This is a genomic window from Agrococcus jenensis (assembly GCF_003752465.1).
GTDB lineage: Bacteria > Actinomycetota > Actinomycetes > Actinomycetales > Microbacteriaceae > Agrococcus > Agrococcus jenensis.
The window spans coordinates 1,215,570-1,237,896 of the sequence record NZ_RKHJ01000001.1 but is presented as its reverse complement, the minus strand read 5'-3'; the positions used below and the strand labels follow the sequence as shown (position 1 = coordinate 1,237,896).

Genomic DNA, 22,327 nt, shown 5'->3' with positions numbered 1-22,327 from the left:
GACATCTGCGCTCCTCGCCCCGGATTGCCGTCAGGATGTTCGATATGGACCTCGCCGCCGCCGAACCCGAGGACGTGCTGTCGCATTCGGACCTCGCCCTGATCGAGGCGCTGCAGCGCGATCCGCGCGCGCCGTGGTCGCAGGTCGCGCACGCGCTCGGGGTCAGCGCGCCCACCGCGCGGCGCCGCTGGGAGCGGCTGAGCGCCGAGGGCGCGGCGTGGATCACCACCTATCCGGGCATGGGGGCCGGGCTCGTCGCGGGGCTCGTCGAGGTGCGGTGCCGGCCCGGCACCTCCGACGACGTCGCCGCGGAGCTCGTGCGGCATCCGCGCATCGTCACCGTCTCGGCGCAGACCGGCGACCGCGACCTCGGGCTCATCATCTTCGCCGAGGACCTCACCGAGCTGCGGCGCATCGTGCAGCGCGACCTCGGCTCGCACGCCGACGTGCTGCACGTCCGCTCGTCGATCATGACTCGGGTGTTCCGGGAGGGGTCGCACTGGCGCGCGGGCGTGCTGGGCGGCACGTCGCGGGAAGCGTCGGCGGGGCCCACGGCGACGGTCGCGCGGCAGCTCGGCGCGCCCACCACCCGCGCGGTGCTCGGCGAGCTCGAGCGCGACGGGCGAGCGCCGACGGCCCGGATCGCCGAGGCGCTCGGCACCGGCGAGGCGCACGCCCGGCGGAGCGTGCACCGGCTGCTCGAGAGCCGGCGCATCGTGCAGCGCGTCGACGTGACGCTCGACCAGCCGCACTGGCCGCACTCGCTCGCGCTCTGGATGGTCGTGCCGGCCGGGCAGCTCGACGAGGCGGCGCGGCGCATCGGCGAGCTGCCGACGATCCGGCTGTGCGCGGCCCTCGCGGGCGGCGCGAGCAATCTCTACGTGATCGCGTGGCTGCGGAGCCTCGAGCAGGCCGCCGAGATCGAGGCGCAGATCACGCGCGGGCTGCCGGCGCGCGTGCTGGATCGCAGCCTGCTGCTGCACTACTACAAGCGGCTCGGCCACCTCTTCGACGACGAGCGGCGCCGCGTCGGGCAGGTGCCGTGGGTGATCGGCGACCCCCCGGACTGATCCTCGCCGACCGGATGTTTCGGTCTTGACGTATATAAGGCGCCGTGCAAGCATTGTGCTGTGCACGCACTCGATGTCCTCGGCGATCCGGTCCGGCGACGCATCCTCGAGCTGCTCGCTGACGGCGAGCAGAGCGCCGGTGCGATCGCGGCGACGATCGGCCACGAGTTCGGCATCAGCCAGCCCGCCGTGAGCCAGCACCTGCGGGTGCTGCGCGAGCAGGGCTTCGCGGTCGTGCGACCCGAGGGGCAGCGACGGCTCTACGCCGTCGACCCGAGCGGTCCGCGCGAGGCGAGCGAGTGGCTCTCCGCGTTCGACCGCTTCTGGATGCCGAGGCTCGCCGCGCTCGACACCGAGCTGGCGCGCGGACGTCGACGGCGGCGGCTGGACGCGGAGGCAGCGGAGCACGAGGCACCGCACGACGCGGAGCACGACCCTGAGCATGACCCTGAGCACGACCCTGAGCACGATTCCGAGCATGACCCCGACGCCGGCGACCGCCCCGTCGATCCCGATCCCACGAAGGAGACCTGACATGGTCGATGTGCTGGCCCAGCTGGGCGCCGTGACGCGCGAGGTGCGCGTCGACGAGATCGACGGCGCGGAGTCGCGCGTGCAGTCGCTCTCGCAGACCTACCGCTCCCCCATCGACGACGTGTGGGATGCCGTCACCGATCCCGAGCGGATCGCGCGCTGGTTCATGCCGGTGTCGGGCGACCTGCGGCTCGGCGGCCGCTACCAGCTCGAGGGCAACGCGGGCGGTGAGGTGCTCGAGTGCGAGCCGCCCGCGGGCGATGCTGCGCGCTACCGCGTGACGTGGGAGTTCGGCGGCGGCGTGACGTGGCTCACCGTGCGGCTCGCCGCCGAGGGCGACAGCACCCGGTTCGAGCTCGAGCACGTCGCTCGCGCGGCGGACGTGCCGAGCGAGATGTGGGAGACGTTCGGTCCGGGCGCCACCGGCGTCGGCTGGGACGGCGGGCTCCTCGGGCTCGCGCTCCACCTCGGGGCGACGCACGGGTCGCTCTCGCCGGGCGAGGCCGAGGCGTGGGCCGGCACCGACGAGGGCCGCAGCTTCTACCGCGGCGCGTCTGATGCGTGGGCTGCGGCTTCGGTCGCCGACGGCGCCGACGCGGAGGCGGCGGCCCGGCAGGCCGATGCCACCTACGGTTTCTACACCGGCGCGCCGGCGGCCTGAGGTTCCGGGCCTCGCCTCCGGCGGGTCGAGCCGGTCCGCGCGCCCACCCGCCGGTCGAGCCGGTCCGCGCGCTCCGGGCGCTGACCGAGTCGAGACCACCCGCTGATCCACGGCAGTGGCCTCGACTCGCGCGGCGCGCAGAGCGCGCCGTGCGGCTCGACCAGCAGACTGAGCGCGCCGTGCGGCTCGACCAGCAGGCGGAGCGCGCCGTGCGGCTCGACCAGCAGGCTGCGCGCGCAGTGCGGCTCGACCAGCAGGCTGCGCCCGCCATGCGGCTCGGCCAGCAGGCGGGAGGGCTACTCCGACGCCGGCGCGTCCACCAGCACCGGGCCGGACTGGCCCCGCTTCGCCATCGCGGTGCCCGCGGCGCTCCCCTGCGCGGTCGCGTTCACGATCGCCTGCAGGTCGATGCCCGTCGCATCCTTCATCATCTGCGTCATGGTCGCCATGTTGCCGACCATGTCGCTCGTGAGCTTGCCGGTGCCATCCGCCGAGACGACGGTGATCTGGCTCGAGGCGTACGCCTTGCCGAACGCCTCCGCCACCGCGGGCATCACCTTCAGCAGCTCCTGCGCGAGCACGACCTGCGCGTTCTCGGTGAGCGCCTTCGCGCGCGCCTCGATCGCCTCGCCCTCGGCGATGCCGCGGGCGCCGATCGCCTCTGCCTCCGCACGGCCGCGCGCGGCGGTCGCGACGGCCTCGGCCTCGCCCTCGACCTTCGCGGCCTCGGCGGCGGCGATGCGCGCCGTGCGCTGCGCGTTGCCCCGCGACTCGGTGACCGCGGCCTCCGCGACGCCCTCGGCCTTCGCCGCCTCGGCGCGCGCCTCGCGCGACGCTCGCTCGGCGTTCGCCTCGACCTGCCGCGCCTTCGCGTTCGCCTCGGCGGTGACCTGGATGCGGTACGACTCGGCGTCGGCGACCTTGCGCACGTCGGCGTTCAGCTGCTGCTCGCGCAGCTCGGCCTGCCGCTGCGCCGTGATCTCCTCCTGCGCGACGATCGCCTGCCGCTGCACCGCGTCCTCGAGCGGCTTCGCGGCGGCCGCCTGCGCCACGGCCTTGTCGGTCTCGGCGCGCACGGCCGCCTCCTGCAGCTGCAGCACGCGGTTCGCCTCGAGGATCTGCTTCTTCGCCTCGATCGAGGCCTGCTCCGCAGCCTTCTGCGCCTCGGTGTTGGCGATCGCGGCGGCGCGCTGCACGGCGGCCGACTCGGGCACGCCGAGGTTCGAGATGTAGTTCTGGTTGTCGTTGATCTCCTGGATCTGGAGCGTGTCGACGACGAGGCCCTGCTTGGTGAGGGCGTCCTCGGCGGCCTGCAGCACCGCATCCGCCAGCGCCTTGCGGTCGTGGATGATGTCGAGCACCGTCAGCTGGCCGATGATGCCGCGGAGCGAGCCCGAGAGCACCTCCTGCGTCGACGACTCGATCTCCTCCTGCTGCGACAGGAAGCGCTGCGCCGCGTTGCGGATCATCTCCTCGGTGCCGCCGACCTTGATCACCGCGACCGCCTGGGCGTGGATGGTGATGCCGTTCTTGGTCTGCGCAGTGGTGTTGAAGAGGAGGCGGCGCGAGCGCAGCGACAGCTTGAACGACTTCTGCACGAACGGCATGACGAAGACGCCGCCGCCGGTGACGACCTTCTGCCCCGAGAGGTCGGTGAAGGAGTGGCCGGATGCGTCGACCGTGGTCTTGCCCTTGCGGCCCGTGACGATGATCGCCTCGTCGGGTTCGGCGATGCGGTAGCGGCGCACGGCGCCGGTGATGAGCACGACGGCCACGAGGGCCGCGAGCAGGATGAGGATGAAGATCGGGTTGAGCAGATCGGGCACGAGCGCCTCCTGAGGTGCGGGGGTGTCTCCCGCAGGCTACGGTGCCGAAGCGGCAAGTTGCACGAATCTTCAGCAAATCGCCGCGCGGTTCCGCTCAGATGATCCAGGCCCGGGACGCGACGTCGGCGAAGAGGTCGGCATGCCGATGCAGGAGCCGCTCGCGCTCCTGCTGCTCGAGGCTCAGCGTGTGCCGCTCCTGCCAGGTCGTCCGGTCGTCCCCGTGGCGCGTGCCGCGCTGCTGACGTCCCATGATCGCTCCGATGCTCGTCGTCGAACGGTTCGAGACCATCCGATCACCGACCACTGACACGCGACCGCCCGCGGAGTGTCGGGTTCGCGCGCGAGTGTCGGGGCACTTCCGCAGCGACCCGACACTCCTGGGCAGGGTCAGCGGACGAGCAGGATCTTGCCGCCGGGCGCCTCGGCGCCGCCCATGAGGGCGTGCGCCTCGTTCGCGTGCGTCAGCCGCAGCTTCGCGCCGATGACGGGGGCGATCTCGCCGTCCTCGAGCAGCGGCCACAGCTCGCGGCGCACCTCGTCGATGACGTCGGCCTTCCCGCCGCGCCCGTTGTGCGGCCGCGCCCGCAGCGTCATGGCGCGCAGCGTGACGCGCCGCTGCATGAGGGCGCGCAGGTCGATCTCCGCCTTCGTGCCGCCCTGCGCGGCGATGACGGTGATCGTGCCGTCGAGCGCGAGCGCCGCGACGTTGCGCGCGAGGTAGTCGCCGCCCACGACGTCGAGGATCAGCTCGGCGCCGCGCCCGTCGGTCGCGGCATGGACGACGGCCTCGAAGTCCTCCGAGCGGTAGTCGATGGCGATCTCGGCACCCAGGCTGTGGACGAGGTCGTGGTGCCGCTCGCTCGCGGTCGTCGCGACCCGGTAGCCGCGCGCCGTGAGCACCTGGATCGCCATCGAGCCGACCCCGCCGCTGCCGCCGTGCACGAGCGCGAGCGCGTCGAGCGCGGGGGCGGGCGCATCCCGGATCGCGGTCCAGACCGTGCACGCCGCCTCGGGCAGCGCCGCCGCGTCCTCGAGCGAGACCCCCTTCGGCACCGGGAGCAGCTGGGTGGCGGGCACCGCGACCCGCTCGGCATACCCGCCGCCCGCGAGCAGCGCGCACACCTCATCGCCGACCGCCCAGCCCTCGACGCCGTCGCCGACGTGGACGATCGTGCCCGAGCACTCGAGCCCGATGACGTCCGACTCCCCGAGCGGCGGCGGGTAGTGGCCGGCCGCCTGCATGAGGTCGGCGCGGTTGACGGCGGTCGCGACGATCTCGACGACCACCTCGCCGTGCCCCGCGATCGGGTCGGGCGCATCCGTCCACTCGAGCGGGGCGCCCGGCCCCTGCTGCTGCATCGCCTTCACGTCTCGCTCCCGTCCTCGCCCGTGGCCCAACCCTAGAAGCCGGGCCTGTGCGGCAGGTGGCGGCGCGGCCGCGGCGCGCTCAGCCCGCGAGCACCTCGTCGATCGTCGTGATGGTGGCGAAGCGGCCCGACAGCGCGGCTGCCGTGCGCGCGATGACGTCGGCGGCGGGCAGCGTGCCAGAGCCGTCGTGGAGGGCGAGCGGATGCGTCGCGGTGGCGTCGAGCACGACCTCGACGTCGTAGCCCAGGTCGCTGCCGACGCGGGCGGTGGTCTCGACGCACTGCTCGGTGCGGATGCCCGCGAGCCGCAGCCTGCGGACGCCGGCCTGCACGAGCCGACGCTCGAGATCGGTGGTCGTGAACGCGTTGTGGCTGGACTTCACGACGACCGGCTCGTCGGGCAGCGGCTCGAGGCCCTCCTGCAGGCGCACGAGTCCGCTCGCCGGGTCGAACGCGCCTCCGGAGCCTGGCTCGGCGTGCAGCACCCAGATCACGGCGTCGCCGGCGCCACGCGCGTGCTCGACGAGGCGAGCAGCATCGGTGGCGATGCCGGGGTTCGAGATGTCGGCCCACGAGGGCTGCTCGCGGAAGGAGTCCTGCACGTCGATGACGAGGAGCGCGGTGGTGGTCACGGCCTCAGTCTGCGTGCTCGCCGGTCGCGGCGCCCAGCCCCGAACCGGTCAACCGCGCACAAGATGCCGCCAGCCGACCGGGGGGCGCCGCGCGGGCAGGGCCGTCGACCGTCGCGAACACCGGATGCGGCGTCACGCTGGAGGCGCACCCGGACCGGTGCGGCTGCCGGAGCCGCGCCCGTCCCCCGCGCGTCCCGCCGATCCGCGGTCCCGCGCCCGCTGCACGAGCGCCGAGCCCACGGCGAGGCCGATGGCGACGCCGACGATGTCGGCCACCGCATCCCACGGGTCGCCGGAGCGCTCGCCGAGCGCGAGGTGCTGCACGACCTCCGACACCACGGCATGGATCACGAGCAGCGGCGCGAGCACGACCGGCCGGATGCCCGCGAGCAGGCCGAGCAGCGCCGGGGCGAGGAACATCGCGGCATGCGCGACCTTGTCGAGGCCGGGGATGCCGCCGCCGGACGGCGCACGCGGGGCGTAGAGCCCGACGAGCTGCACGACGATCGCGAGCGCGAAGAGCACGAGCCAGCCGCGGCGACCGATCCATCCCATGCGTCGATGGTCGCACCTCAGCGCCGTCGCGACGCGCGCAGGCCGGCGCTGGGATACTCGTCGCGATGAAGGCGCACGAGACGGTGATGGGCTGGGTGACGGCCGAGCTGCAGAGCGGCCGGCTGTCGATCGGCGACCACCTGCCCGGCGAGCGCGCGCTCGCCGAGACGCTGCACGTCTCGCGCGGCTCGCTCCGCGAGGCACTGCGCGTGCTCGAGGCGCTCGGCACGATCCGCACGTCGACCGGCTCCGGGCCCCGTTCGGGCACGATCATCACCGCCGCGCCCGAGCAGGCGCTCGCGCTCGCGCTCGACATGCAGCTCGCGACCCGGCACGTCGAGCACGCGCACATCGTCGAGGTGCGGCTGCTGCTCGAGACCTGGGCGGCCGAGCACGCGCACGAGGGTGGCAGCGATCGGGCCGCCGCCGCGCAGCTGCTCGAGCGCATGGACGAGCCCGATCTGCCCGTCGAGGAGTTCCTCCAGCTCGACGCGGCCTTCCACGTCGAGCTGTCGCGCGCGGCCGGCAACCCGCTCATCAGCACGCTTATGGATGCGCTGCGCACGTCGATCGCCGATCACACCCTCGCGCGCGCCCGGTCGCTGCCCGACTGGCCGACGACCGCCGCGCGGCTGCGCTCCGAGCACCACGGCATCCTCGAGCGCGTGCGCGCCGGCGACCGCGAGGGCGCCGCGGGGCTGCTCCGCAACCACATCGAGGGCTACTACCGCGAGACCGCCGACGTCGACACCGGCGAGCCGCGGCCCTGACCGGCGCCTCGGTCCCTTGACCGGGCCGCCCGAGGGCGGCTATCGTTCGTGTGGTCCGACCACATCGACGAGGATCGACCATGAAGCGTCAGCTGCCCAGGATCGGTGAGCTCACCGAGCTCATGCAGTTCAAGAAGCCAGAGCTCGACGGACGGAAGCGGCGGCTCGACGCGGCGCTCACCATCGGCGACCTGCGCGCGATCGCGAAGCGGCGCACGCCCGCTGCCGCGTTCGACTACACGGACGGCGCGGCCGACGGCGAGCTCTCGCTGCACCGCGCGCGGCAGGCGTTCGAGGACGTCGAGCTGCACCCCGACATCCTGCGCCCGGCCGCGCACGTCGACACCTCGACGACCGTGCTGGGCGGACCGAGCGCGCTGCCGTTCGGCATCGCGCCCACGGGGTTCACGCGCCTGATGCAGACGGAGGGCGAGACGGCCGGCGCCAGTGCGGCGGGAGCCGCGGGCATCCCGTTCACGCTCTCGACCCTCGGCACGACGACGATCGAGGACGTCACGGCGGCCAACCCGACCGGCCGCAACTGGTTCCAGCTCTACGTCATGCGCCAGCGCGAGCTCTCCTACGGGCTCGTCGAGCGCGCGGCGGCGGCCGGCTACGACACCCTCATGTTCACGGTCGACACGCCCATCGCCGGCGCGCGCCTGCGCGACAAGCGCAACGGGTTCTCGATCCCGCCGCAGCTCTCGGTGAAGACGATCGCCAACGCCATCCCCCGCCCGTGGTGGTGGTTCGACTTCCTCACCACCCCCAAGCTCGAGTTCGCCTCGTTCTCGACGACCGGCGGCACCGTCGGCGAGCTGCTGAACGCCGCGATGGACCCGACCATCTCGTACGACGACCTCGACGTCATCCGCGGCATGTGGCCGGGCAAGCTCGTCGTCAAGGGCGTGCAGAACGTGGCGGATGCCGTGCGGCTCATCGACGGCGGCGTCGACGGCATCGTGCTGTCGAACCACGGCGGCCGCCAGCTCGACCGCGCGCCCGTGCCGTTCCACCTGCTGCCGCAGGTCGTGCGCGAGGTGGGCAAGGACGCGACCGTCATGGTCGACACGGGCATCATGCACGGCTCCGACATCGTGGCGTCGATCGCGCTCGGCGCGAAGTTCACGCTCATCGGCCGCGCCTACCTCTACGGGCTCATGGCCGGAGGCCGTCAAGGCGTCGACCGCACCATCGCGATCCTGCGCGGCGAGATCGAGCGCACGATGACGCTGCTCGGCGTCTCGTCGCTCGAGGAGCTCGAGCCGCGCCACGTGACGCAGCTCACGCGCCTCACGCCGCTCGGCGGCGCCCCTGCCGCCGCGGAGCGCACCGCCCGCTGACCCGCCCAGCCTGGTGAGGGTCTGCGTCCGGGTCGAGAGCAGCTCGGACGCGAACGCTCACCAGGCGGCGGGGTCAGAGGCGGGCGGCCGCCTGCATGAGGTGCGGGCCGGCGTTCCAGCCGGCGACGCCCGTGAGGCGGCCGGATGCGTCGGCGAAGTCGGTGAGCAGTCCCCCGCTGGCGAGCTCGTCGCTCGTCTCGCGGGCATCGACGCCGCGCACACCGCGAGCGCCGATCACGGCGCCGTAGGCCATGAGCGAGAAGCCGGTCGTCGGCGCCCACGCGCCCGGGTCGTCGCCGAGCCCGAGGTCGTGCAGCAGGGCGCGCGCGGCGTGCGCGCCCTGCGCGGTGGCCGCATCCCAGTGGTCGACGCGCACGCGGCCCAGCGGCAGCTCCGGCGCCGACACGCTGCCCGCCGCGTACACGCCGGGCATGGCCGGCACGCGGAAGCGGTCGTCGACGGCGATCGAGCCGTCGAAGCCGGCCCACGCGGCGTCCGGCTCTGACCCGACGGCGACCACCAGGGCATCCCCGGGGATCTCGCTGCCGTCGTCGAGCTGCACGACCACGGCGTCGTCGCGCCCCGGGATGCCCGCGGCGCGGATCGCGACGACCCGCGCGCCGAGCCGCGCGTCGACGCGCTCCGCGTGCAGGGCCGCGAGCCGCGCCGAGATGTCGGCGCCGATCGCCTCGCGCAGCGGCAGCCGTGAGCGCCCGATGAGCGTGACCCGGGCGCCCGCACCGACGTAGTGGCTCGCGACCTCCGCGCCGATGAACCCGGCGCCCAGCACCACGATGCTCGCCCCCGCGAGGTCGGGCACCGCGCTCCGCAGCTGCTCGGCATCCGCCGCGCTGTGCAGCGCGTGCTGGCGCACCGCCCCGTCGATCGCGATGGCGTCGTCGAGCCGGCGGGGCACGCTCCCGGACGCGAGCACGAGCGCGTCCGCCTGCAGCTCGACTCCGTCGTCGAGCACGACCGCGCGCGTCGACGCGTCGATCCGCACGGCGCGCGCGTCGACGACCTCGACATCCGCGACCGGTGGCAGCGCGATCTGCGCCCCCGTCAGGAGGCCCGGCAGCACGCCGGTGTCGACGAGCGTGCGGTTGATCGCCGGTCCGCCCTCGCCGTTGACGAGCCGGATGCGGCCGGCGAACCCCTCGCTCCGCAGCGTGCGGGCGCAGCTGTGCCCCGCCGCCCCCGCGCCGACGATCACCACCTCGTGCTCGATCGAATCCATCCGCTCCACCCTCTCGTCGCGCCTTGCATGCATACCCCCCTGGGGTATATCGTTCACGGTATCAGCACCGAGCAGCAGCGCTCGGGCCCAAAGCTCGGAGGACGACATGGCAACCACCCAGTACCAGGTGACCGGGATGACCTGCGGACACTGCGAGATGTCGATCCGCGAGGAGGTCGGCCAGATCGAGGGCGTCTCCGACATCCAGGTCAGCTCGACCGACGGCCACCTCGCCGTCACCACCGCGGGCGCGCCCGTCGACGACGCCGCGGTCTTCGCCGCCGTCGAAGAGGCCGGCTACGAGGCCCGCGTCGCCTGACGCCCCCGCGGCCGCGCGGCCGCCCGAGGCATCCGCCATCCCCAGCTCCACTCGCGCATCCCGATCGACCCGCGCATCCCGATGAAGAGGAACCGATGAACACGCCAGCCCGCCTCAGCCTCTACGGCCTCGGCCTCGTCGCCGCGTTCGGCACGGCATTCCTCGTCTCCGGCGCGGTCGTGCCCGACGCCGTCGTGGCCGACCGCATCGCGGCGACCGAGGACGGGCACGGCGGCGGCCACGAGGACGCCGCGGCTGCCGCCCCCGAGGCGGCCGGCGCGGCGCTCCCCGGCCTGTCGCTCGAGGCCGACGGCTACAGCCTCAGCCCGGTCGCGGCGCCCGCCGCGGTCGGCGAGGAGGGCGAGCTGGCCTTCACGGTGCTCGACCCGAACGGCGACCCGCTGCGCGAGTACACCGAGGAGCACGAGAAGGACCTGCACCTCATCGTCGTGCGATCGGACGGCAGCGAGTTCCGCCACGTGCACCCCGAGATCGACGACGCGGGCGAGTGGACGATCCCGTGGAGCTGGGACGAGGCGGGCACCTACCGCGTCTTCACCGACTTCACGCCGGGCACCGCCGACGCCGGCGTCACCCTGACCCGCACGATCAGCGTCGAGGGCGACTTCGCCCCGGTCGCGGTCGAGGACGAGGTGCGCGAGGCCACTGCCGGTGACTTCGACGTGACGCTCTCGGGCGATCTCGCCGCGGGCGGCAGCTCGACGCTCAGCCTCGAGGTGAGCCGCGACGGCGAGCCCGTGACGACGATGGAGCCCTACCTCGGCGCCTTCGGCCACCTGGTGGCGCTCCGCGACGGCGACCTCGCCTACCTGCACGTGCACCCCGAGGGCGCCGAGCCCGAGCCCGGCCAGGTCTCCGGACCCACCGTCGAGTTCGCCACCGAGGCCCCGACGGCCGGACGCTACCTGCTCTACTTCGACTTCCAGGTCGACGGCGAGGTCCACTCGGCCTCGTTCGTCCTCAGCACCTCTGGGGAGGCCACGGCCGCCACCGAGGCGCCCGCCGAGACCGACGCTCCCGCCGAGAGCCCCGCGCCCGCTGACGACGGCCACGACGACAGCCACTGAGCTGTCCGGGCCCCACGCACTCCACGAGAAGGATCAGCACCATGACGACATCCGAGGTCACGACCGAGCGGCCGGCGAGCACCTACGAGCTCGAGATCGGCGGCATGACGTGCTCGTCGTGCGCCATGCGCATCGAGAAGAAGCTCAACAAGCTCGACGGCGTCGCAGCCTCGGTGAACTACGCCACCGAGAAGGCGAAGGTCACGGCGCCCGACGACTTCGACCCGGCGCTGCTCATCGCCGAGGTCGAGAAGACCGGCTACACCGCAGTGCTGCCGAAGCCGAAGGCGACGACGCCCGAGGAGGGCGACGACGCCGAGCCGGTCGACCACGAGCTCGTCTCGCTGCGCCACCGCCTCATCGGATCGATCGTGCTCTCGGTGCCCGTCATCCTCATGGCGATGATCCCGGTGCTGCAGTTCACCTACTGGCAGTGGGCGTCGCTCGCGCTCGCGGCCCCGGTGATCATCTGGGCGGCCTGGCCGTTCCACCGAGCGGCGTGGATGAACCTCCGCCACGGCGCAGCGACGATGGACACGCTCGTCTCGGTCGGCACCGGTGCGGCCTTCATCTGGTCGCTCTTCGCCCTCTTCTTCGGCACCGCCGGCGAGCCCGGCATGACCCACGCGTTCGAGCTGTCGATCGCCCCGAGCGACGGCGCGGCGAACATCTACCTCGAGGTCGCCGCGGGCGTGACGATGTTCATCCTCGCCGGCCGCTACTTCGAGAAGCGCTCGAAGCGCCAGGCGGGCGCCGCGCTGCGCGCCCTGCTCGAGCTCGGCGCCAAGGACGTCGCGGTCGTCCGCGGCGGTGCCGAGGTGCGCATCTCGATCGACGACCTGACGGTCGGCGACGAGTTCGTCGTCCGGCCGGGCGAGAAGATCGCGACCGATGGCGTGATCGTCAGCGGCCACAGCGCGATCGACGCCTCGATGCTCACCGGTGAGTCGGTGCCGGTCGAGGCCGGCCCCGGCGACGCCGTCACCGGCGCGACCGTGAACGCGAGCGGCAGGATCATCGTCCGCGCCACCCGCGTCGGCTCCGACACCCAGCTGGCGCAGATGGCCAGGCTCGTCGAGGACGCGCAGTCCGGCAAGGCCGAGGTGCAGCGCCTCGCCGACCGCGTCTCCGGCATCTTCGTGCCGATCGCCATCGCGATCGCCGTCGTCGCCCTCGGCGCGTGGCTCGGCGCCGGCTTCCCGGCCGCGAGCGCCTTCACCGCCGCCGTCGCCGTGCTGATCATCGCCTGCCCGTGCGCGCTCGGCCTCGCCACCCCGACGGCGCTGCTGGTCGGCACCGGTCGCGGCGCGCAGCTCGGCATCCTCATCAAGGGACCGGAGGTGCTGGAGTCGACGCGCAAGGTCAACACGATCGTGCTCGACAAGACCGGCACCGTCACGAGCGGCCGGATGACCCTGGTCGACGTGGCCACCGTGCCCGGCACCGACCGCCGCGAGCTGCTCCGCCTGGCCGGCGCGATCGAGGACGCCTCGGAGCACCCGATCGCCCAGGCGATCGCGAAGGGCGCCTCGGAGGAGCTCGAGATCGACCTGCCCGAGGTCGAGGGCTTCCGCAACGTCGAGGGCAAGGGCGTCAGCGGTGTCGTCGACGGGCGCGCGCTCGTCGTCGGCCGGCAGTCGCTGCTCGACGACTGGTCGATCGCCGCGGACGGCGAGCTGCAGCGCCGCAAGGAGGCAGCGGAGCAGGACGGCAAGACCGCGGTGCTCGTGGCATGGGACGGCGAGATCCGCGGACTGCTCGTGGTCGCCGACACCGTCAAGCCGACGAGCGCCGAGGCCATCCGCCAGTTCCGCGAGATCGGCCTCACGCCGATCCTCCTCACCGGCGACAACGAGACCGTGGCCAAGCGCATCGCCGCCGAGGTCGGCATCGACCAGGTGATCGCCGAGGTGCTGCCCAGCGACAAGGCCGACGTGGTCTCGCGGCTGCAGGCCGAGGGCAAGGTCGTCGCGATGGTCGGCGACGGCGTCAACGACGCCGCGGCGCTCGCGCAGGCCGACCTGGGCCTCGCCATGGGCACCGGTACCGACGCGGCGATCGAGGCCTCCGACATCACCCTGGTGCGCGGCGACCTGCGGAGCGCGGCCGACTCCATCCGGCTCGCGCGGCGCACGCTCGGCACCATCAAGGGCAACCTGTTCTGGGCCTTCGCCTACAACGTGCTGGCCATCCCGCTCGCGGCGCTCGGCCTGCTCAACCCCATGCTCGCCGGCGCGGCGATGGCGTTCTCCAGCGTCTTCGTCGTCGGCAACAGCCTCCGCCTCCGCTCCTTCAAGAGTCGCGCGGTGGATACCCAGTCGTCCGTCCCCGTCACTGCGTAGTGCCCGGCGACGACGCCTGACCTCCCCCACCCGAAAGGAACACCACCATGTGCGAAGCCCACAACCACGCAGCGACCGACACGGCCACCGAGGCGGCAGCTGCGGAGACCAGCGCTGCGGAGACCACCGCTCACGACCACAGCGCGCACGACCACGGCACCGATGGTGGCGCGCACCACCACGACGTCGCGGCCGTGGAGTCCGAGACGGCCGAGTGCCTCGTGATGCGCGGCAACTACGTCAACAAGGCCGACGCCGAGGCCGCCGGACTCGTCCGCGAGCACGAGGGCACGAAGTACTACCTCTGCTGCGCCGCCTGCGGCCCGCTCTTCGACGCAGCCCCCGAGAAGTACGCGGCGGCCGCCGCGTAATCGGCGCCCGACGCCGGAAGAGGCGCCGCCCCGATCGGGGCGGCGCCTCTGCTCTGTCGTGCCGAGTGCCTACGCGTCGCTGCGCACCGGGGCGGCCAGTGCGGCGAAGGGGATGACCACCCACGCCTTGCGCAGCGTCTCGTGCACGACCCAGCGGCCCTTCCAGCCCTCGGGCGTGACGAAGAGCGAGCCGGCCTGCACCTCGAAGCTCGAGCCGTCCTCCTCGAAGATGGTCGCTCGGCCCGAGACGATCTGGCACATCTCGTGGTACTCCGGGCGGGTGCTGCTGAAGGCGCCGGGGGTGACCTCCCAGACGCCCGAGCGGATGCCCTCGGCCGACTCCCACACGGTGCGGGAGGACTCGGTCTGGCCGGGCTCCTCCGCGGTCGCCTTGTCGTGGTGCTCGCCGGCGTCGGTCGTGACGACATCGGTGATGTGGATGGACTTCGGCATCGCTGCACGCTCCTCGTTGCGCCGGTGCGCGCCCTCCCTGTGGGGCTGCGCAATCCCAGTATCGAATGGCCGGGTTTCGATTGTCAACAATCGACAACCACCTAGGCAGGGCCAGCAATCGCGCGTACCCTGAAATTGTCTACAATCCATCGGCGTCGGGCCATCCGCACCGCCCCGGAGTCGGGAGCTCGCATGAACGGCGTCCAGACCCTCTCGGTCATCAACAGCCGACCCACCGCGGTGGTCATCGCCGACCAGCTGCGCGAGGGCATCATCGACGGCGCGTTCTCGCCCGGCGATCAGATCAACGAGGCGCAGGTCGCGAGCCAGCTCAACGTCTCGCGCGGCCCGGTGCGGGAGGCGCTGCACCGCCTCGTGCAGGAGGGGCTGCTGCTGTCGCGCCCGAACCGCGGGGTCTTCGTGCAGGAGCTCACCACCCGCGATGTCGCAGAGATCTACCACTCCCGCGAGGTGATCGAGTGCGCCGCAGCGGAGATCCTCCTGCGAGGCGGACCGGAGCGCTGCGCTGCGACCGCCGAGGTGCTGGACGCTATCGTCGACCGCATGCAGGCGGCGCTCGCGTCCGACGACTGGACCACGCTCGGACGACTCGACCTCGAGTTCCACACCCGGCTCGTGAGCGAGGCCGGCAACAGCCGGCTCACGCGCGCCTACGCGACGCTCGCGACCGAGGCGCTCATGTCCCTCACGCACTTCCCGGGCGCGTATCCGCGACCCGAGCGCGTGATCCCCAGCCACCGCGCCATCGCCGAGCAGCTGCGCGACGGTGACATGGCCGTGCTGCACGGCACCCTGCACCGGCACCTCTCGCTCAGCAGTGCGGAGCGGCAGCTGACAGAGCCGCAGGGGGCCACCTGGCCGCATCGCCCCTCCTGGCGGCGCGAGGGCGACGAGCGATGAGGTGAGCGAGCGGTCGCGCAACCTCGCCAGCGTCTTCGACGCGCTGCTGTCGCACGACATCGCGACGCGAGGCGATCTCGTCGCAGCCAGCGCACTGAGCAAGGCGACCGTCTCCCGCCTGGTGGACGACCTGGCTGCGCAGGGCCTCGTGGTGCCTGCGGACCTCGCTCCGCACGCATCGAAGCGCGGACGGCGGCCGGAGGGCCTCACGATCCCGCGCTCGCTCGGGCACGTCATCGGTGTCAGCCTCGGGCTGCAGAGCACCGGGGTGCTCGCGACCGACATCGTGGGTCGTGAGCTGGCGTGGGCGACCGAGGCCACCCCCACCTGGGACTCCCGCGCCGCGGCGGTCTCATGGCTCGCGACGAGGATCGACGTGGCGAGCCGCGCATCCGGCGCACCGCTGCGGGGGGTCGCGGTGGCGGTGCCCGCACGCGTGCTGCGCGGCGTCGAGATCTCGCGACCGCCGCTGACGTTCGGCCCGCTCGCCGGCACCGACTTCGCGCTCGAGCTGGCGGCCGCCGTGGGCGCGCCCGTGACGTTCGACAGCGACGCGAACATGGCCCTCGCAGGGCTCACCATGGAGGGCGTCGTCCCCGGGACCGTCGGTCCCGTGCTCCTGAACATGAGCACGGTGCTGACGGTCGCCATGCGCCGCCGCGACGGCTCGAGCGCGCGCGGGTTCAGCAGCGCCTTCGGCGACTTCTCGCTGCTGCCGTTCCACGACCCCGCGGCGGACAGCACGCTCGGGGCACTCCTGAGCACGCACGGGCTCGAGTCCTACGCATCGCTGCGCGGGGTCCAGCTCGGGCACGTCGACGAGCTCTGGACCGAGCTCGACCCGCAGGCTGACGGGATCCGCAGCACGTTCGCGGCGGCACTCGTCGCGGCGCTCCGGGTCGTCGCGGTCATGGCGGATCCCCCCGTGGTGGTCCTGGCCGGTCGCCTCGTGCCGCTCGTCGAGCTGATGCTCCCGGCTGTGGCGGCGCAGCTGTCCGAGCAGCTGGCGGAGCCGCCGCGGATCATCACCGCGGACCCGAGCACGCGTGGGCACTCGACCTCCGCCGGTGCGGCGCTCATCGCGCGCCGGGCCGTCCAGCGATCGATCTCGTCGAGGATCGCGGGCGACGCCGGCGAGCGGCCTCCCGCCGTCGGGCCGACGGACTAGCGCAGCTCGCGGCGCGCCACGCCCTCCAGGGACTCGAGGAAGCGGTCGGTGTCCGCGTCGTCGAACGCGAGCGGCGGTCGGATCTTCAGCACGTTGACGCCGGGGCCGGCCGCGCTGATGAGGATCCGCTGCTCCCGCATCCCGTCGATCACGCGGGTCGTGCGCGCGCGATCCGGTGCTCGACCGTCGCGGTCCTCCACGATCTCGACGGCCGCGAGGAGCCCCGACCCGCGGACGTCGGCGACGTGCGGCGAGTCCGCCAGCAGCGCGCCGATGCCCGCGCGAAGCCGAGCACCGACGCGCTCCGCTCGCTCGGGGACGCGCTCCTGCTCGAACACGTCGAGGACCGCGGCCCCCGCGGCGATGGGCACGGACGATCCGCCGAACGTGTTGAAGTAGCGCACCTGCTCGCCGAAGTCGCGCGCCACCTCGGGCCGGAAGACGGCGGCGGACAGCGGGATGCCGTTGCCCATCGGCTTGCCCATGGTGACGATGTCGGGCACGACGCCATGGCGGGCGAAGCCCCAAAAGCCGGCACCGACGCGCGCGAACCCAGCCTGCACCTCGTCGGCGATGAAGACGCCGCCCGCGGCGTGCACCTCGTCGACCATGCCCTGCAGGTAGCCGTCCTGCTCGGGGAAGATGCCGTCGCTCATGAACGACAGGTCGAGCACGAGCGCCGCGGTGCCGAACCCGTGACGGCGCAGATCGTGGATCGCCCGCCACGTCTCGTCGAGCATGTGGCTGGCGAGGTCGCCGCCCGCCGGGACGAGGGTCGGGTCCGGCGGGTCGATCACCCGCACGTTGGCGCCGAGCGGCGATCCCTCCCCCAGGGCGGGCGAGATGCCCGCGACCTCTCGTGTGATGCCGTGATAGGCGTACCGGTTGACGATGACGCCCTCGTGGCCGGTGTGGTGGCGCGCGACGCGGAGCGCGAGGTCGTTCGCCTCCGATCCCGAGCAGGCGAACGTCACGCGCTGCAGCGGCTCCGGCAGCAGCGCGACGAGGCGCTCGGCGTAGTCGACGAGCCCCTCCTGCGCGTACCGGGTGTTCGTGTTGAGCGTCGCGAGCTGCCGACTCACGGCCTCGACGACGTGCGGATGGCAGTGGCCGACGACGGGCACGTTGTTGTACGCGTCGAGGTAGTCGCGGCCGTCGGCGTCGAAGAGGTGCGCTCCCCGGCCGCGCACGAACGCGACCGGGTCGTTGTAGATGAGCAGGTAGCCCGGCCCGAGCACGTCGAGGCGGCGCTCGATGTTGGCGCGCATGGCGGGTTCGACCTCGTCGAGCCGGGACGGATCGAACCGGCTGGGGTAGCGCTCTGCGGCAAGTGTGGCCATGGCGGTCGTCGCTCCTTCAGGGGGTGGCGTGCATCAGGTAGTCGAAGGCGGGGCCGGTGCCGACGCGCAGCGCGCGCTCGAGCCGATCCCAGTCGTGGCGAGCGTGCGAGCGGATGTACGCCTCGCGCTCGGTCCCGCGAGCGATCCGCCAGTTCGCGACGAGCGCGCGCAGCGCTACGCGCGCGAGCGTCGCGTGGATCAGCATGTCGACCTCGACGTCGCTGAGCGGGAGCTCGCGCCGGTAGCCGGCCAGCAGCTCGCGCGCTGCCGCCCACGGGTGGAGGAGCGCGCCGTGCAGGTGGTTCGCGAGGAGGACGGCGGGGTCGAAGATCACCGCGGTGCGGATGGCATCGCCGAAGTCGATGACGCCCTGGACGAAGGGATCGGCGCCCGGCTCGACGATGACGTTGTAGGGACTGAAGTCGCCGTGGATGACCTGCGTCCTCGCCGTGCCGAGCCGCGGTGCGACGTGCTGGTCGAAGCCGTCGAAGGCGCGGAGCGCGAGCTCGCGCCGCTCCGGATCCGCTTCGAGCTCGACGAGCGCGCGCAGGCTCGGGAAGCGCGAGAGGTCCCACACGAGCGCTCGCTCCTCCCCCTCGTGCTGGAAGCCGCGCAGCGCCACGTCGAGCCTGCCGAGGGTGGCGCCGACCTCGCGCAGCTGCTCGGGCGACGCAGCGGCGTCGGCGAGCAGCGTCCCCGGGATGTACTCCTGCACGCGCAGCAGTCCGAGCGGCCGGCCCGCGTCGTCGAGCAGCGGACGCAGGAGCTCCCCCGCGGCGTCCGGGACCATGCCCTGCACCCGGATGCCGGCGTCCTGCCGCTGCACGAAGCCCACCACGTCGACCTGGCACGCCACCACCGCCGCGGGCTCGTCGGGCTGGGAGACCTTCACGAGGAGCACGCCGTCGACCGCACCGCGCCGGCCCGTGAAGCGGAAGGTGGAGTCCTTCTCGGTGTCGAGCCGCGTGAGTCGCCCGTGCATGTCGTAGTGCTCGGCGAGCGCGCGGAGGACGAGCGGCTCGTCGGTGACGTGGGGCGGGCCCGTGAGGCCGGTCGCCCGGAAGAGGCCCTCGACCGCATCGTCCACGCCGCGCTCCCGTCGCTCTCGCGCACCGCCCGCTGCGAGTCCGCCGACGCAACGGTAGCGTTTTGTCTCAGGCTGAGTCAATATGGATGCACGGGCCCGCGACGTGCGGTGCTCGCATCTCGCAGCTGGCGAAAGGCACCCGATGACCCTCACGCTCCGCCGTCCGAAGTACATCTCGTTCGACATCTACGGCACGCTCATCCACTACCAGCTGCGCGCGACGGTCGAGCCGCTCGTGTCCGAGCGGCTCGGCGCCGACAGGCTCGAGCCGTTCTTCGAGCGCTTCCGCCTGAACCGGTACGACGAGGTCATGGAGTACCGCCCGTACGACGAGATCCTGGAGCGCTCCTTCCGGCGCACATGCAAGCGGTTCGGCATCGAGGCCTCCGCAGAGGACGTGACCGCGATCCAGGGCGCGCTCCTCACGTGGGGACCGCATCCCGACGTGCCCGCACCGCTCGCGAAGCTCGCCCAGCACTTCCCGCTCGTCGCGCTCTCGAACGCGGACGACCGGCACCTCGCCGTCAGCATCCCGAAGCTCGGGGCGCCCTTCCACGCGGTGCTCACCGCCGAGCAGGCCGGTGCGTACAAGCCTCGCCTGCGCGCGTACGACTACCTCGTGGAGTCGCTCGACTGCGACCCGTCCGACATCATGCACATCGCCTCCCACCAGCTCTACGACCACATCCCCATGTCGGAGCTCGGCTTCACCAACAAGGTCTTCCTGGACCGCGGCTACGACCCCGACCTGCCCGAGTACGGCGCGGTCCGCGTCACGTCGCTCGACGAGGTCGTCACCGCGCTCGGCATCGAGTGATGCCTCCCTGCGCCCCGGCCCTGGCGACGCAATCGCCGACCGGGGCCGCTAGGCCGCCGTGTAGCCGCCGTCGATCGGCAGCACGGCGCCGGTGATGTACGAGGATGCGGGCGAGCCGAGGAAGTAGATCGCCTCGGCGACCTCCTCCGGGCGTGCGAGCCGGCGCATGGGGATGGTGGCGGCCCGCTGCGCGCGGTACGCCTCCGGGTCGTCCCTCCGCTGGAACGACGCCTCGATCACCGGCGTCTCGGTGAGGCCCGGTGCCGCGACATTGACGCGGATGTTCTGGGGCGCGAGCTCGATCGCGGCGCCCTTGCCGAGCATGATGAGGCCGCCCTTCGCCGCGGTGTACATCACCTGCCCGGGGATGCCGACGATGCCGAGCCTCGAGCTCACGAGCACGATCTGCCCGCCGCCCTCCCGCATCGCCGGCACCGCGTGCTTCAGCACCGCGAACACGCTCAGCACGTTCGCGTCGAGCAGCTGGGCGGCGCGGTCGAGCGCCATGTCGACGAGCTCGCCGTCGGCCTGCAGCCCGTGGCAGGCGATGACCGTGTCGAGCGGCCCGAGCTCGTCGACGGCCTCCGCGACGAGCCGCGCGACGAACGCCTCGTCGCCGAGGTCGCCCGGCAGGTAGCGCTCGCCCTCGCGCAGGCTCGCGGGGGCCGCGTCGCGGCGGCCGGTGAGGAAGACGCGCGCGCCCGCCGCGCGGAAGCGCTCCGCGACCGCCTCGCCGATCCCGCTCGAGGCGCCGGTGATGAGCACCGTGAGCGCCGCGGCGGCGCTCACGCGCGCGCCTCGCAGACCATCTGCACCTCGACCGGGCTGTTCCGCGGCAGGCCGGCGACGCCGATCGCAGTGCGCGCGTGCCGGCCGTGCTCGCCGAGCACCTGGACGAGCAGCTCGCTGCCGGCATCCGCGACCCGCGACTGCTCGCCGAAGCCGGGGGCGCTCAGCACGAACACGAGCATCTGCACGATGCGCACCCGCTCGATGCCGCCGAGGGCGCTCGCCGCGACCGCGAGCGCGTTGAGCGTCGCCTGCGCCATGAGCTCGCGCGCCGCGTCGACCTCGACGGTGTCGCCCACGACGCCCGCGAGCGGCAGCACACCGTCGCGGTAGGGCAGCTGCCCAGAGATGTGCACGGTCCCGTCACGTGCTGCCCGCCAGTTGATGTACTTCGGGTCGTCGGCGATGACCGGCAGCTCGAGGCCGAGCGCCGCGAGCGCCGCGGCGGGGTCGGTCTCGGTGTCGGCCAGGGTGTGTGTACCCGTGCGGGCGTCTGCGTCGCTCATCGGTCGTGCCTCTCCATCATCAGTTCAGCTGTCCTTGCGCATCGACGGTCCAGGTGCCGAGCAGCTCGCCGGCGCGGTTCGCGATGATGAGCCGCTCGAAGCTGTTGACGACCGGGCAGACGTGGTGCGGGACGATCACGATGCGCTCGCCGACCGCCGGCCGCGCGCCGCCCTCCGGCAGCTGCAGGTAGCCGTGGTACTCGTTGAGCCGCAGCAGGTAGCCGCCGTAGTCGGGCACCTGGCCGTACCCGCGCTCGGGATTGCCCTCCCGTGCGAGCGCCTTCGTGCCGGCGTCGACCACGACGTGGGGGTGCCCCTGGTCGCTGACCACGGTCGTCGCCACGAACAGGCCGATGTCGTCGGCGCTGCAGTCGCCGATCCGCAGGTTGTCGAAGTCGTTGAAGACGTACTCGCCCGGCCGGATCTCGGTGATGACCGGATCGGTGCTGAGCGCAGCGGTGGGCGTGGAGCCGGCGCTGACGGTCTGCGCCTCGATGCCGTGCTCGGCGAGCGACGCGACCGCCGTCCGCAAGGCGAGCGCCTGGTCGCGCGCCGCGGCCTCGGGCGCGCCGACGCTGCCGCCGTGCCCCGGGTACGTGAAGACGCCGAGCGGCACGAGGCCGCGCGTGCGGGCGTGCGCGGCGAGCGCGCCCGCATCGTCGGGTCGCACCCCGGAGCGTCGCGCGCCGCAGTCGATCTCGATGACGACGCCGAGCATGCCGACGAGGTCGCCCATCGCGTCGGCGAGCCGGTCGACCGCCGCGATGCTCTCGGCGCCGACGCTCAGCGACGTCTCCTGCGCCAGGCGCACGAGCCGCTCGGCCTTCGTGCCGGTCGCCCAGAGCGGGTAGGCGAGGAAGATGTCGTCGCAGCCCGCCTCGGCGAAGATCTCGGCCTCGCTGAGGTTGCCGGCGGTGAGCCCGATCGCGCCGGCGTCGAGCTGCAGCCTGCCGATCTCGACGCTCTTGTGCGTCTTGACGTGCGGCCGGAGCGCCTTGCCGTGCGCATCCGCGAAGGCCTGCATGCGACGGATGTTCTCCTCGACGACGTCGATGAGCACCACGGGCGCCGGCGTGCTCACGCGATCGCCGAGCGCGGCGAGGACGGCCTGGAACGACTGCATCTGCATCT

At 73.0% G+C, this 22,327-nt stretch carries 24 protein-coding genes; 12 read left to right on the top strand and 12 right to left on the bottom strand.

Going from position 1 to position 22,327, the window contains the following annotated elements; genetic code table 11:
- The first annotated feature begins 44 nt into the window (after nt 1–44).
- Genes EDD26_RS06140 through EDD26_RS06130 form a run of 3 tightly spaced genes read left to right on the top strand, consistent with a single transcriptional unit; the run spans nt 45 to nt 2,265 of the window.
- Nucleotides 45–1,070, top strand: coding sequence for an Lrp/AsnC family transcriptional regulator (locus EDD26_RS06140; RefSeq protein ID WP_170165552.1), 1,026 nt, complete (start codon nt 45–47; stop codon nt 1,068–1,070).
- A 60-nt stretch (nt 1,071–1,130) separates the two neighbouring features.
- A complete protein-coding gene (locus EDD26_RS06135) occupies nt 1,131–1,604 on the top strand; it encodes an ArsR/SmtB family transcription factor (RefSeq protein ID WP_123696899.1) in 474 nt (157 codons plus the stop codon).
- A 1-nt stretch (nt 1,605) separates the two neighbouring features.
- Nucleotides 1,606–2,265, top strand: coding sequence for an SRPBCC domain-containing protein (locus EDD26_RS06130; RefSeq protein ID WP_123696898.1), 660 nt, complete (start codon nt 1,606–1,608; stop codon nt 2,263–2,265).
- A 296-nt stretch (nt 2,266–2,561) separates the two neighbouring features.
- Here EDD26_RS06130 and EDD26_RS06125 read toward each other — a convergent pair whose 3' ends face one another.
- The 5 genes from EDD26_RS06125 to EDD26_RS14815 all read right to left on the bottom strand — a co-directional run bounded on the left by EDD26_RS06125 (nt 2,562) and on the right by EDD26_RS14815 (nt 6,645).
- Entirely contained in the window at nt 2,562–4,091 is a 1,530-nt protein-coding gene (locus EDD26_RS06125) for an SPFH domain-containing protein (RefSeq protein WP_123696897.1), read from the bottom strand.
- A 94-nt stretch (nt 4,092–4,185) separates the two neighbouring features.
- On the bottom strand, nt 4,186–4,341 hold the full coding sequence (locus EDD26_RS14630) for a hypothetical protein (RefSeq protein WP_170165551.1): 156 nt from the start codon (nt 4,339–4,341) through the stop codon (nt 4,186–4,188).
- 137 nt (nt 4,342–4,478) lie between these two features.
- Nucleotides 4,479–5,450 carry an NAD(P)H-quinone oxidoreductase gene (locus tag EDD26_RS06115; RefSeq protein ID WP_245990047.1) on the bottom strand — a complete coding sequence of 324 codons (972 nt, stop codon included), beginning with the start codon at nt 5,448–5,450 and terminating at the stop codon, nt 4,479–4,481.
- Nucleotides 5,451–5,538: 88 nt separating this feature from the next.
- On the bottom strand, nt 5,539–6,090 hold the full coding sequence (locus tag EDD26_RS06110; protein ID WP_123696894.1) for an isochorismatase family protein: 552 nt from the start codon (nt 6,088–6,090) through the stop codon (nt 5,539–5,541).
- Between the two features lie 132 nt (nt 6,091–6,222).
- On the bottom strand, nt 6,223–6,645 hold the full coding sequence (locus tag EDD26_RS14815) for a VanZ family protein (protein WP_211333837.1): 423 nt from the start codon (nt 6,643–6,645) through the stop codon (nt 6,223–6,225).
- Nucleotides 6,646–6,710: 65 nt separating this feature from the next.
- Here EDD26_RS14815 and EDD26_RS06100 point away from each other — a divergent pair, with 65 nt between their 5' ends.
- Both EDD26_RS06100 and EDD26_RS06095 read left to right on the top strand, forming a co-directional pair.
- Nucleotides 6,711–7,415, top strand: coding sequence for a FadR/GntR family transcriptional regulator (locus EDD26_RS06100; RefSeq protein ID WP_123696893.1), 705 nt, complete (start codon nt 6,711–6,713; stop codon nt 7,413–7,415).
- A gap of 80 nt (nt 7,416–7,495) precedes the next feature.
- Nucleotides 7,496–8,758: an alpha-hydroxy acid oxidase gene (locus EDD26_RS06095; RefSeq protein WP_123696892.1), complete on the top strand. Its 1,263-nt coding sequence runs from the start codon at nt 7,496–7,498 to the stop codon at nt 8,756–8,758.
- Nucleotides 8,759–8,831: 73 nt separating this feature from the next.
- Here the strand turns inward: EDD26_RS06095 and EDD26_RS06090 are convergent, their stop codons facing one another.
- Nucleotides 8,832–9,995, bottom strand: coding sequence for an FAD-dependent oxidoreductase (locus EDD26_RS06090; protein ID WP_170165550.1), 1,164 nt, complete (start codon nt 9,993–9,995; stop codon nt 8,832–8,834).
- Between the two features lie 106 nt (nt 9,996–10,101).
- Between EDD26_RS06090 and EDD26_RS06085 the strand changes: the two genes are divergently transcribed.
- The 4 genes from EDD26_RS06085 (at nt 10,102) to EDD26_RS06070 (ending at nt 14,115) form a co-directional block, all read left to right on the top strand.
- On the top strand, nt 10,102–10,314 hold the full coding sequence (locus EDD26_RS06085) for a heavy-metal-associated domain-containing protein (protein ID WP_123696890.1): 213 nt from the start codon (nt 10,102–10,104) through the stop codon (nt 10,312–10,314).
- Between the two features lie 95 nt (nt 10,315–10,409).
- Complete coding sequence (locus tag EDD26_RS06080; protein ID WP_123696889.1) at nt 10,410–11,402, top strand: heavy-metal-associated domain-containing protein; 993 nt, start codon at nt 10,410–10,412, stop codon at nt 11,400–11,402.
- A 41-nt stretch (nt 11,403–11,443) separates the two neighbouring features.
- Nucleotides 11,444–13,744, top strand: a complete 2,301-nt coding sequence (locus EDD26_RS06075) for a heavy metal translocating P-type ATPase (RefSeq protein WP_123696888.1) — start codon at nt 11,444–11,446, stop codon at nt 13,742–13,744.
- 47 nt (nt 13,745–13,791) lie between these two features.
- The gene (locus EDD26_RS06070; RefSeq protein ID WP_123696887.1) at nt 13,792–14,115 is read left to right on the top strand and encodes a YHS domain-containing protein; all 324 of its coding nucleotides are present in this window, start codon (nt 13,792–13,794) and stop codon (nt 14,113–14,115) included.
- A 69-nt stretch (nt 14,116–14,184) separates the two neighbouring features.
- Here EDD26_RS06070 and EDD26_RS06065 read toward each other — a convergent pair whose 3' ends face one another.
- Nucleotides 14,185–14,568, bottom strand: a complete 384-nt coding sequence (locus tag EDD26_RS06065) for a cupin domain-containing protein (protein ID WP_123696886.1) — start codon at nt 14,566–14,568, stop codon at nt 14,185–14,187.
- A gap of 192 nt (nt 14,569–14,760) precedes the next feature.
- Here EDD26_RS06065 and EDD26_RS06060 point away from each other — a divergent pair, with 192 nt between their 5' ends.
- Together EDD26_RS06060 and EDD26_RS14625 are read left to right on the top strand one after the other, a co-directional pair.
- Nucleotides 14,761–15,489, top strand: a complete 729-nt coding sequence (locus EDD26_RS06060) for a GntR family transcriptional regulator (RefSeq protein ID WP_123696885.1) — start codon at nt 14,761–14,763, stop codon at nt 15,487–15,489.
- A gap of 1 nt (nt 15,490) precedes the next feature.
- Nucleotides 15,491–16,657 carry an ROK family transcriptional regulator gene (locus tag EDD26_RS14625; protein ID WP_170165549.1) on the top strand — a complete coding sequence of 389 codons (1,167 nt, stop codon included), beginning with the start codon at nt 15,491–15,493 and terminating at the stop codon, nt 16,655–16,657.
- Here EDD26_RS14625 and EDD26_RS06050 read toward each other — a convergent pair.
- Both EDD26_RS06050 and EDD26_RS06045 read right to left on the bottom strand, forming a co-directional pair.
- Nucleotides 16,654–17,997, bottom strand: a complete 1,344-nt coding sequence (locus tag EDD26_RS06050; protein ID WP_123696884.1) for an aspartate aminotransferase family protein — start codon at nt 17,995–17,997, stop codon at nt 16,654–16,656. The two genes, EDD26_RS14625 and EDD26_RS06050, sit on opposite strands and share 4 nt — an antisense overlap.
- A 16-nt stretch (nt 17,998–18,013) precedes the next feature.
- A complete protein-coding gene (locus EDD26_RS06045; RefSeq protein ID WP_170165548.1) occupies nt 18,014–19,084 on the bottom strand; it encodes a phosphotransferase in 1,071 nt (356 codons plus the stop codon).
- A gap of 142 nt (nt 19,085–19,226) precedes the next feature.
- Here EDD26_RS06045 and EDD26_RS06040 point away from each other — a divergent pair, with 142 nt between their 5' ends.
- A complete protein-coding gene (locus EDD26_RS06040; RefSeq protein WP_170165547.1) occupies nt 19,227–19,901 on the top strand; it encodes a haloacid dehalogenase type II in 675 nt (224 codons plus the stop codon).
- Between the two features lie 48 nt (nt 19,902–19,949).
- Here EDD26_RS06040 and EDD26_RS06035 read toward each other — a convergent pair whose 3' ends face one another.
- Genes EDD26_RS06035 through EDD26_RS06025 form a run of 3 tightly spaced genes read right to left on the bottom strand, consistent with a single transcriptional unit; the run spans nt 19,950 to nt 22,319 of the window.
- A complete protein-coding gene (locus EDD26_RS06035; RefSeq protein WP_123696882.1) occupies nt 19,950–20,690 on the bottom strand; it encodes an SDR family NAD(P)-dependent oxidoreductase in 741 nt (246 codons plus the stop codon).
- On the bottom strand, nt 20,687–21,196 hold the full coding sequence (locus EDD26_RS06030) for a RidA family protein (protein ID WP_123696881.1): 510 nt from the start codon (nt 21,194–21,196) through the stop codon (nt 20,687–20,689). Before EDD26_RS06030 ends, EDD26_RS06035 begins: the two co-directional genes overlap by 4 nt.
- Nucleotides 21,197–21,215: 19 nt before the next feature.
- Nucleotides 21,216–22,319 (bottom strand): alanine racemase, encoded by a 1,104-nt coding sequence (locus EDD26_RS06025; RefSeq protein WP_123696880.1) that lies wholly within the window; start codon nt 22,317–22,319, stop codon nt 21,216–21,218.
- Between the last annotated feature and the right edge of the window lie 8 nt (nt 22,320–22,327).

Excerpts from the sequence above, each read along its gene's own strand:
- EDD26_RS06065 (WP_123696886.1), bottom strand. The coding sequence starts at position 14,568 with ATGCCGAAGTCCATCCACATCACCGATGTCGTCACGACCGACGCCGGC.
- EDD26_RS06040 (WP_170165547.1), top strand. The coding sequence starts at position 19,227 with ATGACCCTCACGCTCCGCCGTCCGAAGTACATCTCGTTCGACATCTAC.
- EDD26_RS06030 (WP_123696881.1), bottom strand. The coding sequence starts at position 21,196 with ATGAGCGACGCAGACGCCCGCACGGGTACACACACCCTGGCCGACACC.
- EDD26_RS06025 (WP_123696880.1), bottom strand. The coding sequence starts at position 22,319 with ATGCAGTCGTTCCAGGCCGTCCTCGCCGCGCTCGGCGATCGCGTGAGC.
- EDD26_RS06050 (WP_123696884.1), bottom strand. The coding sequence starts at position 17,997 with ATGGCCACACTTGCCGCAGAGCGCTACCCCAGCCGGTTCGATCCGTCC.
- EDD26_RS14630 (WP_170165551.1), bottom strand. The coding sequence starts at position 4,341 with ATGGGACGTCAGCAGCGCGGCACGCGCCACGGGGACGACCGGACGACC.
- EDD26_RS06100 (WP_123696893.1), top strand. The coding sequence starts at position 6,711 with ATGAAGGCGCACGAGACGGTGATGGGCTGGGTGACGGCCGAGCTGCAG.
- EDD26_RS06075 (WP_123696888.1), top strand. The coding sequence starts at position 11,444 with ATGACGACATCCGAGGTCACGACCGAGCGGCCGGCGAGCACCTACGAG.
- EDD26_RS06080 (WP_123696889.1), top strand. The coding sequence starts at position 10,410 with ATGAACACGCCAGCCCGCCTCAGCCTCTACGGCCTCGGCCTCGTCGCC.
- EDD26_RS06090 (WP_170165550.1), bottom strand. The coding sequence starts at position 9,995 with ATGGATTCGATCGAGCACGAGGTGGTGATCGTCGGCGCGGGGGCGGCG.
- EDD26_RS06140 (WP_170165552.1), top strand. The coding sequence starts at position 45 with ATGGACCTCGCCGCCGCCGAACCCGAGGACGTGCTGTCGCATTCGGAC.
- EDD26_RS06115 (WP_245990047.1), bottom strand. The coding sequence starts at position 5,450 with ATGCAGCAGCAGGGGCCGGGCGCCCCGCTCGAGTGGACGGATGCGCCC.
- EDD26_RS14815 (WP_211333837.1), bottom strand. The coding sequence starts at position 6,645 with ATGGGATGGATCGGTCGCCGCGGCTGGCTCGTGCTCTTCGCGCTCGCG.
- EDD26_RS06085 (WP_123696890.1), top strand. The coding sequence starts at position 10,102 with ATGGCAACCACCCAGTACCAGGTGACCGGGATGACCTGCGGACACTGC.
- EDD26_RS06130 (WP_123696898.1), top strand. The coding sequence starts at position 1,606 with ATGGTCGATGTGCTGGCCCAGCTGGGCGCCGTGACGCGCGAGGTGCGC.
- EDD26_RS06070 (WP_123696887.1), top strand. The coding sequence starts at position 13,792 with ATGTGCGAAGCCCACAACCACGCAGCGACCGACACGGCCACCGAGGCG.
- EDD26_RS06060 (WP_123696885.1), top strand. The coding sequence starts at position 14,761 with ATGAACGGCGTCCAGACCCTCTCGGTCATCAACAGCCGACCCACCGCG.
- EDD26_RS06095 (WP_123696892.1), top strand. The coding sequence starts at position 7,496 with ATGAAGCGTCAGCTGCCCAGGATCGGTGAGCTCACCGAGCTCATGCAG.